We start from the raw sequence: 12,328 nt of genomic DNA on the forward strand, positions 1-12,328 counted from the left end.
GGGGAGTTGAGTGGTCTGGCCGTCGGAGGGGGGGTGGGCGCGGTGGGCGGCTGGGTGCCGGACGCGCGCGGGCCGTTCCTGGGGCCGCGGGGCGAGAAGGACCTGCCCCCGCCGGTGCGCGCCTTCCTGCGGCGGCCCGAGGGGCCCGCTCTGCTGGAGCTGTACGGCCCCGAGCCGCGGCGCACGTCGGCGTTCGCGGCCCGGCTCGCGCGCTTCGCCCGGGTCGCGCCGTGGCGGTCCGATCCCGTGTGGCTCGCGGTGGGCCCGACCGACGTGGCGGCGCCGGAGAGGCTGTTGCTGCGGCTCCTGGAAGAGACCCTGAAGGAGAACCCGCCGTACGGTGACCCGGCGGACGGGCTGCCCCACTTCCGGGCGTCCGGGCCCGAGCGGCTGCCCGAGGCGCTGCCCGTCCTGTGTCGCGCCCGCCTCGCGCGGCATCGGTGGACGGTGGTGCTCGACGGCGTGCCCGACGGGGAGCCGGGAGACGAACTGCTCCTGCTCGCCGAACGGCTCGTCCTGGACACCCCGTCCCGCGTCGTCGCCGTCGCGCACCACCCCCATGCCGAGGCCGGGTGGGACTGGTCCCGGAGCGAGGTGAGGGCGGCCGCCCCCGACGCGCCGGGCAGGCCGCTCGGTCCCGTCGCGCAGCAGCTGCTCGCCGCCGTCGAGCCCTGGGAGGGCGACGAGTTCGACACGACGGTGGCCGGAGCGCTCTGCGCGGAATCGCCCACGACAGACCGGCAACGTGACGCGGCGCTGCGGGAGCTGACCGCCCACGGGCTGCTCCAGCAGACGCGGCCGGGCTGGTACCGGCGCACCGGCAGCCGCTCCCCGCGCGGCGGTGCGGCGAAGGACCGGGCCCTGGCCCGCGCCGTGCTCGACGGGACGGCGGACCCGCGCCACGGCGTCGACGCGTACGTCGATCTGGTGGTACGGCTCCTGCGCCGGGACGACCCGGAGGGCGCGGCCCTGCTCGAACGCCTCGAACCCCAACTGATCACCCAGCAGGGCCTCTTCCGGCTCCTGCGGGCCAAGCAGACCCTGTGGCGCGCCACCGGCGCGTGGCAGCCCCTGTGCGTCACGGCGGCCGTGGCCATCCGGGAGACGGGCGCGCCTCAACAGGCCCTGGACGCCCTTGAGCGGCTCAGCGCCCCGCGCGCTGTCCGGGAAATCGCCGTCACCCTGCGCCACTTGGGCGAGCTGCCCCTCGCCGTGGGCGCGCTCGACGCCCTTGAGGCGTCCGAATCCGGCCCCCGTACCGCCCCGGACGGCTGGGTCCTGCACACCCGGGCCGCCATCCAGTGCGACCAGGGGCGGCTGAAGGGCGCGGAGCGGCTCCTGCGCCGGGCCGTGGAGGCCCATCAGGTGCGCGGGGACGTGCGCGGCGAGGCCTGGGCCGTGTACCACTACGGCCGTCTTCGGCTGCTGCGCGGCGACGCGGAGGAGGCCCGCAAGGTCCTGGAGGACGCCCGGAACAGGTTCACCGGCCTCGGTGACCTCCAGGGCGAGGCCTGGACCGGGACCGAGCTGGGCAAGGCGGCCCTGGTGCGCGGTGACTTCCTGGCGGCCGTCGAGAGCCTGACCGAGGCGAGGGGGGCGCACCACGCGAACGGGGACGTGCGGGGCAGGTCGTGGGCGGAGCTGTATCTGGGGGTGGCCCACGCGGTCTCGGGCGGCCCGGAGGAGGCCGTACTGACGCTCGGCCGGGCGGGCGGCGGGTTCTCGAAGGCCTCCGACCGGCTGGGGCGGGCGTGGGCCGACCACTGGCTCGGGATCCTGCCTGCGGACCCCGTCGGGGGTCGGCAGGCGGTGGAGACGGATCTGTCCTCGGCACTGGAGAAGTTCCGGAGGGCCGAGTGTCCCCACGGAGTGGCGTGGACACTCCTGGAACAGGCAGCACCGTGGCGGCACTTCGAGTTCCTCGCGGGCGAACGGCTCGCCGACGCCCTGCGCCTCTTCGAGAGCCTCGACGACCCGTCCGGACTGCGCTGGAGCGACGGCTGGCTGGCGGGCCGCACCGCGCCCGGCCGCATCCCCCTCACCGCCCGCCTCACCATCCCCGAGCCCGGCACGGACGTCGACCCCGGCGCCCTGTCCCCCGCCACGCACGCGCGCGTGCACCTGACGCTCCTCGACGACCGCTCCACCGCGGGGGCGGCGTCCCGGATCGCGCTGCGGGTGCTGCCCGGCCCCGAGCACCCCTGGTCGGACCAAGCCTCCGCGCTCCCCTGGCTCACCGTCCGCGCCACCCCGCTCACCGGCGCCGACATCGAGCCCGCGCACGCGGTCACCCTGCGGCCCTCGCCCCGCGAGGCGGACGCCGCCGAGTTCCTGTTCACGCCCCGGCGCGCGGGCCGCCACCGGCTGCTCTTCACCGTCGAGCACCTGGAGACGGCGACCGTGCTCCAGGAGGTCGAGACGTACATCGACGTCGTCGAGGGCGACGGCGAAGGACCCCGTACGGGCCAGGCCCCCGAAGCGCTGCGGAGGTCCTGAGTCCCCATGGCCCACGACCTGCCCGTCCACGTCACGCAGGACCCCAGCCACGGCTACACGCGGCTGCCCCGGCACGTCGTCCGCCATCCCGACCTCGTCGTCGGCTTCGACGCGCGGCGCGAGGACGAGCCGATCACCGCCCGGATGTACGGGCCCGCCGTGCCCGCGGTCAGCGGCTCCGAGCACACGGTGACGCTGCGGGTGCTGCCGGGCGAGGCGCGGGCCCTCGCGGCGCGCCTGCGCCGGGTGTGGAAGGACGAGTTCGTGGCGCTGCGGCCGGTGGGCGCGGACGGGCTCCCGCGCGGCGTGCCCTTCCCGTACGCCAGCCGCGTCGACCTCACCGGCGAGCCAGGGGACGAGCTGCGCGCCGCGCTCGACCGGCTCGCCCTGTACGGCTCCCAGCTGCTCTTCGACGTACTGCTCGGCGGTGAGGACGAGACGCTCAAGCTGTTCCGCGGCTTCCTCACGGACGCGCTGAGCCGGGCCACGCCGCTCCGCGTCCGCTTCCACTCCGACCTGTTCCTGCCGTGGCCCATGCTGTGTCTGCCCGCCGCGTGCGAGGAGCCCGAGGACCCGTCCCTGGCGGCGGTGTTCGCCCGGTTCCTCGGCTACCGGCACCAGATCGAGCAGACCGGCGGCCACGCCTACGCGTGCGTCGCCGACGACCGCGAGCCGCCGCCCCGCGCGGCCCCGGCCGTGAGCCTCAACCACGACACCGCCGTGGACGCGGCGGGCCTGACCCGGGCCGCCGAGGTCGCGGCGGCGCTCGCCGCGGGCGGCGACCTGGTGGAGCGCACCACCCGGGACGAGCTGGAGCGCGCCCTGCGGGACCGGAGCCTCGACGAGCAGCTGATGTACTTCTGGTGCCACGGCCACTTCACCGCCTCCGGCGACGAGGCCCCGTACCTCGTCCTGAAGCTGACCGACCAGCTCGCCATCGACGGCTACACGCTGCGCGCCCACCGCCCGCCCCCGCGCGCCTGCGTGCCCTTCCGCCCCTTCGTGCTGCTCAACGCCTGCTACGCGGGCCTGCCGGGCAACGCCGACCTGGCCTATCTCGGCCGGGCCCTGTTCGACGCGGGCGCGTGCGGGGTGCTGGGGCCGCAGATCGAAATGCCGCAGCGGTTCGCCGCCGAGTACGCCCTCGCGTTCGTCACCCGCTATCTGACCGGCGAGGAGACCGCGGGCGCGATCGCCCACTCCCTGACCCGGCACTTCGCCGACACCTGGCACAACCCGCTGGGCCTCGCGTACGCGCTGCACAGCGGCATGGACAGCAGACTGGAGCGGACCGCGTGACCGGGAGCGGGGACGACGGACACGTCGGGGACGGCGGACACGTCGGGGACGGCGGACACGTCGGGGACGGCGGACACGTCGGGGATCACGGGGACGACGCGGGCGCCGTCGTCGACCTCGACGAGCGCGGCTGGCCGCTGCGGGACACCCGCGCCGGGCCGCGCCCCGTGCCGCCGCCCGGGCTCCTCGACCACTTCGCCGCGCGGCTCACACCGCCGTCGTGGGCGACAGACGTCGTCGTGTACGTCCACGGGTGGCAGACCTCGCGCACGTCGTCCCGGCAGGCCGTGCGCGAGCTCCTGGGCCTGGCGGGGCGACAGCTCGCGCGACGGCCGGAGCTGTATCCGGCGCTCGGCGGGGCGGGCGGGACGTGGCTCGGCGGGGCGGCGGGGCGGGGCTTCGCGCCGTGGCCGGTGCTGATCCGCTGGCCCTCCCGGTCGCTGCCGTCCCTCGGCGGCTACCGCCGCGTCCGCGACCGCGCGCACGCCATGAGCACGACCGGGCACGCGGCCGACGTCATCGGGCAGCTGCTCGGCTATCTCGACGCCCGGCGCGGCGACCCGCACCAGGCGCCGGTGCTAGCAGGCCGGGGCGGCCAGTATCTACACCTCGTCGGGCACTCCTTCGGCTGCCGCTTCCTGTGCGAGGCGGTGCAGTGGGCGGCCGGGGCGCCGGGCGGCACGCTTGGCTGGTCCACGCCCGCGCCACCGGGGCGGCCGTTCACCGTGGACTCGATGCTGCTCTTCCAGATGGCCGCGCCGCGCGACGCCTTCGCCGAGACGTTCACGGAACTCGCCGGGGCGCCGCTGCGCGGCCCGGTCGTGGCGACGTACGCGCAGGGCGACCGGGCCACCGGCTTCTGGCACCTGCGGGCCGAGAAGCGCACCGGCATCGGGCACGCGGGCATCGGCACGGCGCCCGCGCCCGTCTCCGGCATCCGGATGCGGGGCACGGACGACGGCTATCCGCACGTGGTCCTCGACCACCGGTTCGTCAGCGTCGACGCGAGCCACGTGTTCGTCCGCGGGCGGGGCCCGGCGGGCGCGCACTCCGACCATCTGCGGCCGGAGTCCGCGCACCTGCTGCTCTCCCTGGCGGACCACTCGCGGTGAGTCCGCGGGCCGGGCCCGGGGGATCAGCCCCGCTCGGCCTTGGCCTCACCGGCGTCGACCGGCTCGCGGGAAGGGGCCGCCGGGTCCGGCGCCTCCTTGAAGTCGACCTTGCTCATGTGCCGGTTCATGCTCTTCATCAGCCGCCACACGGCAAGGGCCATCACCGCGAAGACGATGAAACCGAGGACCCCGGGGGTCACCTTGTTCTCGTCCACCTCCTTGGCGAGGGGGACGAGATGCGTCATTGCCAGGCTTGCGCTCATTTAGGCATTGTCGCGGATGCCCGCGAAGAGGTCGTCCTCGGGGAGGGAAGTATCGACGAGGGACTTCGCCAGCTCGTACTCCTCCGTGGGCCAGACCTCCTTCTGGATGTCCATCGGGACCCGGAACCAGCCGCCGTCGGGGTCGATCTGCGTGGCGTGCGCGATCAGCGCCTTGTCGCGGATCTCGTAGAACTCCGCGCACGGCACGTGCGTGGTGAGCGTGCGCTCGACCCGCTCGAACTCGTCCCAGCGCTTGAGCCACTCGCCGTACGGGGACTCCAGGCCGCGGTCCAGCATCGCCTGGTGCAGGGCCTCGGTGCGGGGGCGGTTGAAGCCCTGGTTGTAGTAGAGCTTCTGCGGCTGGAAGACCGGGCCGAACTCGCCCTCCGGGTACTTCTCGCCGTCCGCCGCGCCCTCGAAGGCCACCATCGAGATCTTGTGGGTCATGATGTGGTCCGGGTGCGGATACCCGCCGTTCTCGTCATACGTGGTGATCACCTGCGGGCGGAACGAGCGGATCTGCTTCACCAGCTCGCCCGCCGCCTTGTCCACGTCCTCCAGGGCGAAGCAGCCCTCCGGCAGCGGGGGCAGCGGGTCGCCCTCGGGCAGGCCCGAGTCCACGAAGCCGAGCCACTCCTGCTTGACGCCGAGGATCTCGCGGGCCTCGTCCATCTCCTTCTTGCGGACCTCGTGGATGTGCTCCTGGATGTAGGTGTCACCCTGGAGCTTGGGGTTGAGGATGTCGCCGCGCTCCCCGCCCGTGCAGGTCACGACGAGCACGTCCACCCCTTCGGACACGTACTTCGCCATCGTGGCCGCGCCTTTGCTCGACTCGTCGTCGGGGTGGGCGTGAACGGCCATCAGTCGCAGCTGCTCAGTCAAGACTCGATCCTCGATGAATTGGGCGCCCTCGGTCATCCACTGCAATGGGCGGCTTCTATAGTGACGGAATCGGGGGGTGGAAAATTCCGGCACCCCTGTCCAGTGTCCAGTGGAGGACGAGCATGACCGCGGTCAGCGGCCGTGACACGAGCGGCCCCGCCGCCAGGCCCCCGGAGGGCCGCTACGGCGCCTCCCTCACCGCCGACCAGCGCGCCGACCGCAAGCTGAAGGTCGTGGGCGCGGTCCTCGGCGTCCTGCTGCTCGGTGTCGTCGGCTGGTTCGGCTACGACTCCCTCGCGGGCTCGAAGATCAACGCCGAGATCATCAAGTGGGACGCCGTCTCGGACAAGGCCGTCGAAATCCACCTGGAAGTGCGCAAGGACGCGGACGCCAAGGGCTACTGCACCCTGCGCGCCCAGGCCGAGAACGGGGCCGAGGTGGGCCGCGGGGACTTCCGCTTCGACCAGAACAGCGGACGCATCGACAAGACGGTCACCCTCCGCACCACGGAGCGCGCCACGAGCCCCTCCCTGGTCTCCTGCCACACGGACTGACCCGGCAAGCGGGCCGCCAGGCCCGGGGCACGCGCGGGAAACAGGGCGGTGACCAGCGCTAACGCGTCTCTGATGACATATGTCCTCCCCCTCGGGCACCGAAATTGTTAGGCTCGTGGTTTCGCCCACCCATAGGGGAACATCCTTCTGGGTAGGGCGATGCTTTGTATTCAAGGACCTACGAGGAGCACCTGTGACCCAGACCAGCGACAACGTCACCTGGCTGACCCAGGAGGCGTACGACAAGCTCAAGGAAGAGCTTGAGTACCTGTCTGGTCCCGCGCGCACCGAGATCGCAGCCAAGATCGCGGCGGCACGCGAGGAGGGCGACCTGCGCGAGAACGGCGGGTACCACGCGGCCAAGGAGGAGCAGGGCAAGCAGGAGCTCCGCGTCCGCCAGCTGACGCAGCTCCTGGAGCACGCCAAGGTCGGCGAGGCGCCCGCCGCGACCGGCGTCGTCGCCCCCGGCATGGTCGTCACGATCGCCTTCGACGGCGACGAGGACGACACCGTGACCTTCCTCCTCGCCTCGCGGGAGTACGCGAGCGACGACATCGAGACGTACTCGCCGCAGTCCCCGCTCGGCTCCGGTGTGAACGGCAAGCGGGTCGGCGAGGACGCCCAGTACGAGCTGCCGAACGGCAAGCTCGCCTCGGTCAAGATCCTGGAGGCCAAGCCCTACCAGGGCTGAGCACGCCCCGATCCGCCCGGAGCCCCCGGCACGCACCCCGCGTGCCGGGGGCTTCGCCGTGCGTCAGGACGTCGCCGTGCGGTACTTGCGGACCGCGAGCGTGCGGAATATCAGGATGATCAGGATCGAGTAGAGCACCGAGGCCCAGACGGGGTGCTGCATGGGCCAGGCGTCGGACTGGGACACTCCGGGGTTGCCGAAGAGCTGGCGGCAGGCCTGGACGGTGGCGCTGAAGGGATTCCACTCGGCGAGGTGCCGCAGGAAGGTGGGCATGTTGCCGGAGTCCACGAACGCGTTCGAGATGAACGTGACCGGGAAGAGCCAGATCAGGCCGCCGGACGTGGCCGCCTCCGGGGTGCGCACCGACAGGCCGATCAGGGCGCCGATCCAGGTGAACGCGTACCCGGACAGGAGCAGCAGGCCGAAGGCGGCGAGCGCCTTGGGGAAGCCCTCGTGGATCCGCCAGCCGACGAGGACCGCGACCACGGCGAGGACGAGCAGCGTCAGGGCGGTCTGCACCAGGTCGGCGATGGTGCGGCCGGTGAGGACGGCGCCGCGCGCCATGGGCAGCGAGCGGAACCGGTCGATCAGGCCCTTGTGCATGTCCTCTGCGATGCCCGCGCCCGCTCCCGCGGTGGCGAAGGTGACGGTCTGGGCGAAGATGCCCGCCATCAGGAAGTTGCGGTACTCCTCGGCGCTGGTGCTGGAGCCGATCTTCATGGATCCGCCGAAGACGTAGCTGAACAGGACGACGAACATCACCGGCTGGATCAGGCCGAACAGGATGATCTCGGGGATCCGGCTCATGCGGATCAGATTCCGCTTGGCGACGACGAGGGAGTCGCGGACGGACGAGCTCATGCCGCCCGCGGGCCTCGCGGCGGGTGCGGTGTCGCTGAGGGCGCTCACTTGTCGGCCTCCTTCGTGCGCTTGTCCTTGGCGGCCGCCCGGGGCTTCCCGGGGGCGGCGTCCGTGCCGTTCCCCTCCTCGGCCTCGGCGATGTGGCCGGTGAGGGAGATGAAGACGTCGTCGAGGGTGGGGCGGCGCAGACCGATGTCGTCGATCTCGATGCCGCGGGCGTCGAGGTCGCGGATGACCTCGGCGAGCAGCTTGGCGCCGCCGGTGACGGGCACGGTCAGCTTGCGCGTGTGCTGGTCGACGGTGGTCTCGCCCTTGCCGAAGCCGGTGAGGATGTCGCGGGCGACGGCGATGTGGTCGCGCTCGTGCACCACGACCTCGACGCGCTCGCCGCCGGTCCTGGCCTTGAGCTGGTCGGAGGTGCCGCGGGCGATGACGCGGCCGTGGTCGATGACGCAGATGTCGTGCGCCAGATGGTCGGCCTCCTCCAGATACTGCGTGGTCAGGAGCAGGGTCGTGCCGCCCGCGACGAGCTCCTGGATGACCTCCCACAGGGCCTGGCGGTTGCGCGGGTCCAGGCCGGTCGTCGGCTCGTCCATGAACATCACCGGTGGCGAGACGACGAGCGCCGCGGCGAGGTCGAGGCGGCGCCGCATGCCGCCCGAATACGTCTTGGAGGGGCGGTCGGCGGCGTCGCTGAGATTGAAGCGCTCCAGGAGCTCGCCCGCCCGGGCCTTGGCCTGCTTGGTCGGCATCTGATAGAGCTGGCCGACCATCTGGAGATTCTCGCGGCCGGTCAAGTACTCGTCCACGGCGGCGAATTGACCGGAGAGTCCGATCGAACGCCGCACCTCGTTCGGATGTTTCAGTACGTCGATTCCGGCGACGACCGCCTTGCCGCTGTCGGGGGTCAGCAGGGTGGTCAGACAGCGGACCGCGGTGGTCTTCCCCGCGCCGTTCGGCCCGAGGAGGCCGAGGACGGTGCCTTCCGGGACATCCAGATCGACGCCGTCCAGAGCCCTTACGTCGCCGAAGGTCTTCACCAGACCTTCGGCATAGATGGCGCCTGGCATAGAGGTCTCCCATAGTTTGGGTCGGTACCTGGCGAAAAGCCTAGATTCGCCGGACCTCGCTCGCCCGGCGGCCAGTGGAGTGAGTCACACAGTAACGCGATACATCGCGTCTCCTCAACTGGTTCTGCCAAGCCTGTGGAAAACTCTGACGCCGCTCGCGCCGGGGGCGGCCCACCCCTGTCTGAAGCCCGGCCGGGCGCGGGCGCGGCCGGTCAGTCCAGGACCGTGTAGCCCGCCTCCCGCAGCGCGGCGCCCACCTCGGCGCAGTGCTCCGGCCCCTTCGTCTCCAGGTGCAGCTCCACCTCGACCTCGGTGAGCCCGAGCCGCGGGTCGGTGCGGACGTGGCTCACGTCGAGCACGTTGGCGTCCGCCACGGACAGCGCGCCGAGCAGCGAGGCCAGGGCCCCGGGGCGGTCGGGCAGGCGCAGCCGCAGCGACAGGTAGCGGCCCGCGGCCGCCATGCCGTGGCGCAGGATGCGCTGCATCAGGAGCGGGTCCACGTTGCCGCCGGACAGCAGGGCGACGACGGGCCCCTCGAAGGCCCGCGGCGCGCTCAGGAGGGCCGCGACCGGGCTGGCGCCCGCGGGCTCGACGACCATCTTGGCCCGCTCCAGACACAGCAGCAGGGCGCTGGAGAGGGCGTCCTCGGAGACGGTGACGATGTCGTCGACGAGCTCCTCGACGAGCTGGAAGGGCACGTCGCCCGGGCGGCCCACCTTGATGCCGTCCGCCATGGTCACCGGGTTGTCGATCGACACCGGCCGACCCGCGGCCAGCGAGGGCGGGTACGCGGCGGCCCCCGCCGCCTGCACGCCCACCAGCCGTACGTCGGGGCGCAGCGCCTTGACGGCCACGGCGATGCCCGCGGCGAGCCCGCCGCCGCCCACGCCGATCAGCAGCGTGCGCAGCTCGGGGCACTGCTCCAGGACCTCCAGGCCCACGGTGCCCTGCCCGGCGACGATGTCCGGGTGGTCGAAGGGGTGGATGAAGACGGCGCCGGTGGTACGCGCGTACTCCTGCGCCGCGGCCAGCGTCTCGTCGACGACCTGGCCCTCCAGGCGCACCTCCGCGCCGTAGTCCCGGGTCGCCGCGACCTTGGGCAGCGGGGCGCCGACCGGCATGAACACCGTCGAGCGCACCCCGAGCAGCGCGGAGGCCAGCGCCACGCCCTGGGCGTGGTTGCCCGCGCTGGCCGCGACGACGCCCGCCGCGCGCTCCTCCGGCAGCAGCCCCGCGATGCGCACGTAGGCGCCGCGCAGCTTGAAGGAGCCGGTCCGCTGGAGGTTCTCGCACTTCAGGTGGACGGGGGCGCCGACGAGCCCGGAGAGGTATCTGCTGCCCTCCATGGGCGTGACCCGGGCGACGCCGCCCAGCATCTTCTGCGCGCCGCGCACGTCGTCCAGGGTGACGGCCGGCAAGGAGCGTGTCGTGCGGTAGCTCATGACGGCAGTCTCGCAGTTCACGCCAGTCTCCTCCTCGTCCGACCAAGCGGCGAGACGGGTTTGCGCAGCGCCGGTACGGGTAGCGCCCGGACCCCGTACCCTGTCCCCCAACCCACCACCCTTCCCATGAAGTGAGCCCACGGCCATGCCCACAACTCCGGACATGACGACCGCCAGCGATCCCGGCCTCCTCGACACGCTCCAGCACCAGGTAGCGGTGTTCGCGCGGCGCGCCGAGCAGACCCGTCTTGGCGGCGTCGGACAGGTCCGCAACTCCATGGACCGAGCCGCGTATCTCCTGCTCAACCGTCTCGACAAGGAAGGCCCGATGGGCGTCAAGGCGCTCGCGGCGAGCATGGGCATCGACTCCTCGACGGTGACCCGCCAGGTCGCGCCGCTCGTCGACACCGGCCTGGTCAAGCGCACCTCGCACCCCGAGGACGGGCGTGCGGTGGTGCTCCAGCTCTCCCCGCGCGGCCAGTCGCGCCTGGACGACGTGCGGTCCTCGCGCCGTGAGCTCATGGCCGAGCTCACGCAGGACTGGACGCCCGAGGAGCGCTCGGGCTTCACCGCGCTGCTCACCCGCTTCAACACCGCGCTCTCCGCGCGGCAGAACGCCCACGCGGTGCCCGACCCTGCGGCGCAGGCCGACTCCTGAGCCCGGGGCCGCGGTTCGCCGACTGCCGCGGCCCCGGCCCTCGTACGGGAGGGCGCTGACGAGCGCCGACCGCGCGGAGTCCGCTCCGCACGGCCCGTACGGGGGCGTGGCTCACGACGACCTGCTCCACCCCCAGGTGCCCGAGCGCGCGGTTCCGCTCGCGCCGGGCTCTTGACCTGGGCGCCGTGCCTGGCCTCAGATGAAACCGAGTCCCCCTACGCCGGACGGCGGGAGGCACGGTGCGAGAGCGGCAGGCCGCCCAACAGGCCCGCCGCGCCCGGGAGTTCCAGGCGTTCGTCGCGGGCGCGGCAGGGCGTCTCCTGCATGCCGCCACGCTGCTCACCGCTGAGCCGCCGGACGCCAACCCCCGCGCGCGGGCGCTGCTGACCCGCGCGCTCGCCGCGACGTACGCCTCCTGGGACCGCATGCGCGGCGAGGACCCCTACGACCGCACCCGTACGCACGTGGCCGTGCACTACGCGCGCGGTGCCTGGTGGCGCTACCGCGGCCACGGAGGGCTGCTCGCCCGGCTGTCCCCCCTGGAGCGGCTCGTCCTCGTCCTGCGTCTCTACGAAGGCGTCGCCGAGGAGCAGACCGCGGCGCTGCTCGGGCTGCCGCCGGAGCGCGTACGCGCCGTGAGCGCCCGCGCCGTGGCCACCGTCCTGCACCCGCCCCGGGGGCCCGCCCCCGCGGTACCGGCCCTGGGGGAGGCGACCTCGTCATGAGTCAGCAGGAGCGCGGCGAGGCGGCCGTGCGCCAGCTCCTGGACGCGGGGGCGCCCGCGTCCGTGCCGCCCGACCTGCACGCGGACGCGGTCCGGCGCGGCACGCGCTCCCTGCGGCGCCGCACGGCCGTGCGGCGCCTGCTGTGGGTGCTGCTGCTCGCGGCCGCGGTGGCCTTCGCCGTGTGGGCCTCGACGGCGCAGCCGTGGGTGGAGCCGCCGTCGCGGACGACGCCGCCGCTCACGCGCTGGTAGCCCGCGAGCGGCGGCCCGGGGTCC

General features: G+C 73.3%; 13 protein-coding genes. 8 read left to right on the forward strand and 5 right to left on the reverse strand.

Features of this window, described 5'->3' with window-relative positions:
• Positions 1–6 precede the first annotated feature (6 nt).
• Genes ACIG3E_RS01215 through ACIG3E_RS01225 form a run of 3 tightly spaced genes read left to right on the forward strand, consistent with a single transcriptional unit; the run spans position 7 to position 4,907 of the window.
• Positions 7–2,496 (forward strand): tetratricopeptide repeat protein, encoded by a 2,490-nt coding sequence (locus tag ACIG3E_RS01215; protein WP_399609763.1) that lies wholly within the window; start codon positions 7–9, stop codon positions 2,494–2,496.
• Positions 2,497–2,502: 6 nt separating this feature from the next.
• Positions 2,503–3,795: a CHAT domain-containing protein gene (locus ACIG3E_RS01220; RefSeq protein WP_399609765.1), complete on the forward strand. Its 1,293-nt coding sequence runs from the start codon at positions 2,503–2,505 to the stop codon at positions 3,793–3,795.
• On the forward strand, positions 3,792–4,907 hold the full coding sequence (locus tag ACIG3E_RS01225; RefSeq protein ID WP_399609767.1) for a hypothetical protein: 1,116 nt from the start codon (positions 3,792–3,794) through the stop codon (positions 4,905–4,907). Before ACIG3E_RS01220 ends, ACIG3E_RS01225 begins: the two co-directional genes overlap by 4 nt.
• A gap of 23 nt (positions 4,908–4,930) precedes the next feature.
• On the opposite strand, the gene ACIG3E_RS01230 is transcribed toward ACIG3E_RS01225, so the two are convergent.
• Complete coding sequence (locus ACIG3E_RS01230) at positions 4,931–5,170, reverse strand: hypothetical protein (RefSeq protein ID WP_242721940.1); 240 nt, start codon at positions 5,168–5,170, stop codon at positions 4,931–4,933.
• Positions 5,171–6,052, reverse strand: a complete 882-nt coding sequence (gene mca / locus ACIG3E_RS01235; RefSeq protein WP_399609768.1) for a mycothiol conjugate amidase Mca — start codon at positions 6,050–6,052, stop codon at positions 5,171–5,173. It abuts the gene before it with no gap.
• A gap of 122 nt (positions 6,053–6,174) precedes the next feature.
• Between mca and ACIG3E_RS01240 the strand changes: the two genes are divergently transcribed.
• Both ACIG3E_RS01240 and greA read left to right on the forward strand, forming a co-directional pair.
• Positions 6,175–6,606 (forward strand): DUF4307 domain-containing protein, encoded by a 432-nt coding sequence (locus tag ACIG3E_RS01240; protein ID WP_399609770.1) that lies wholly within the window; start codon positions 6,175–6,177, stop codon positions 6,604–6,606.
• Positions 6,607–6,799: 193 nt separating this feature from the next.
• Positions 6,800–7,297, forward strand: coding sequence for a transcription elongation factor GreA (gene greA, locus ACIG3E_RS01245; RefSeq protein WP_366793058.1), 498 nt, complete (start codon positions 6,800–6,802; stop codon positions 7,295–7,297).
• A gap of 63 nt (positions 7,298–7,360) precedes the next feature.
• Here the strand turns inward: greA and ACIG3E_RS01250 are convergent, their stop codons facing one another.
• The 3 genes from ACIG3E_RS01250 to ilvA all read right to left on the reverse strand — a co-directional run bounded on the left by ACIG3E_RS01250 (position 7,361) and on the right by ilvA (position 10,670).
• Positions 7,361–8,158, reverse strand: coding sequence for an ABC transporter permease (locus ACIG3E_RS01250; RefSeq protein ID WP_399610730.1), 798 nt, complete (start codon positions 8,156–8,158; stop codon positions 7,361–7,363).
• A 44-nt stretch (positions 8,159–8,202) separates the two neighbouring features.
• Positions 8,203–9,228: an ATP-binding cassette domain-containing protein gene (locus tag ACIG3E_RS01255; RefSeq protein ID WP_399609773.1), complete on the reverse strand. Its 1,026-nt coding sequence runs from the start codon at positions 9,226–9,228 to the stop codon at positions 8,203–8,205.
• Between the two features lie 212 nt (positions 9,229–9,440).
• Positions 9,441–10,670 (reverse strand): threonine ammonia-lyase, encoded by a 1,230-nt coding sequence (gene ilvA, locus ACIG3E_RS01260; RefSeq protein ID WP_399610733.1) that lies wholly within the window; start codon positions 10,668–10,670, stop codon positions 9,441–9,443.
• Positions 10,671–10,815: 145 nt separating this feature from the next.
• On the opposite strand from ilvA, the gene ACIG3E_RS01265 reads away from it, so the two are divergent.
• The 3 genes from ACIG3E_RS01265 to ACIG3E_RS01275 all read left to right on the forward strand — a co-directional run bounded on the left by ACIG3E_RS01265 (position 10,816) and on the right by ACIG3E_RS01275 (position 12,304).
• On the forward strand, positions 10,816–11,328 hold the full coding sequence (locus tag ACIG3E_RS01265; protein WP_399609775.1) for a MarR family winged helix-turn-helix transcriptional regulator: 513 nt from the start codon (positions 10,816–10,818) through the stop codon (positions 11,326–11,328).
• 239 nt (positions 11,329–11,567) lie between these two features.
• Positions 11,568–12,053, forward strand: a complete 486-nt coding sequence (locus tag ACIG3E_RS01270) for a sigma factor-like helix-turn-helix DNA-binding protein (protein WP_399609777.1) — start codon at positions 11,568–11,570, stop codon at positions 12,051–12,053.
• Positions 12,050–12,304 carry a hypothetical protein gene (locus ACIG3E_RS01275; RefSeq protein ID WP_399609779.1) on the forward strand — a complete coding sequence of 85 codons (255 nt, stop codon included), beginning with the start codon at positions 12,050–12,052 and terminating at the stop codon, positions 12,302–12,304. The genes ACIG3E_RS01270 and ACIG3E_RS01275 overlap by 4 nt, the downstream gene beginning before the upstream one ends.
• Positions 12,305–12,328: the final 24 nt, after the last annotated feature.

The organism is Streptomyces sp. NPDC053474 (assembly GCF_044544845.1).
Classification (GTDB): Bacteria; Actinomycetota; Actinomycetes; order Streptomycetales; family Streptomycetaceae; genus Streptomyces.

Coding starts and splice junctions, on each gene's coding strand:
- ACIG3E_RS01220 (WP_399609765.1), top strand. CDS start 2,503: ATGGCCCACGACCTGCCCGTCCACGTCACGCAGGACCCCAGCCACGGC.
- ACIG3E_RS01230 (WP_242721940.1), bottom strand. CDS start 5,170: ATGAGCGCAAGCCTGGCAATGACGCATCTCGTCCCCCTCGCCAAGGAG.
- ACIG3E_RS01240 (WP_399609770.1), top strand. CDS start 6,175: ATGACCGCGGTCAGCGGCCGTGACACGAGCGGCCCCGCCGCCAGGCCC.
- ACIG3E_RS01250 (WP_399610730.1), bottom strand. CDS start 8,158: ATGAGCTCGTCCGTCCGCGACTCCCTCGTCGTCGCCAAGCGGAATCTG.
- ACIG3E_RS01255 (WP_399609773.1), bottom strand. CDS start 9,228: ATGCCAGGCGCCATCTATGCCGAAGGTCTGGTGAAGACCTTCGGCGAC.
- ilvA (WP_399610733.1), bottom strand. CDS start 10,670: ATGAGCTACCGCACGACACGCTCCTTGCCGGCCGTCACCCTGGACGAC.
- ACIG3E_RS01265 (WP_399609775.1), top strand. CDS start 10,816: ATGCCCACAACTCCGGACATGACGACCGCCAGCGATCCCGGCCTCCTC.
- ACIG3E_RS01275 (WP_399609779.1), top strand. CDS start 12,050: ATGAGTCAGCAGGAGCGCGGCGAGGCGGCCGTGCGCCAGCTCCTGGAC.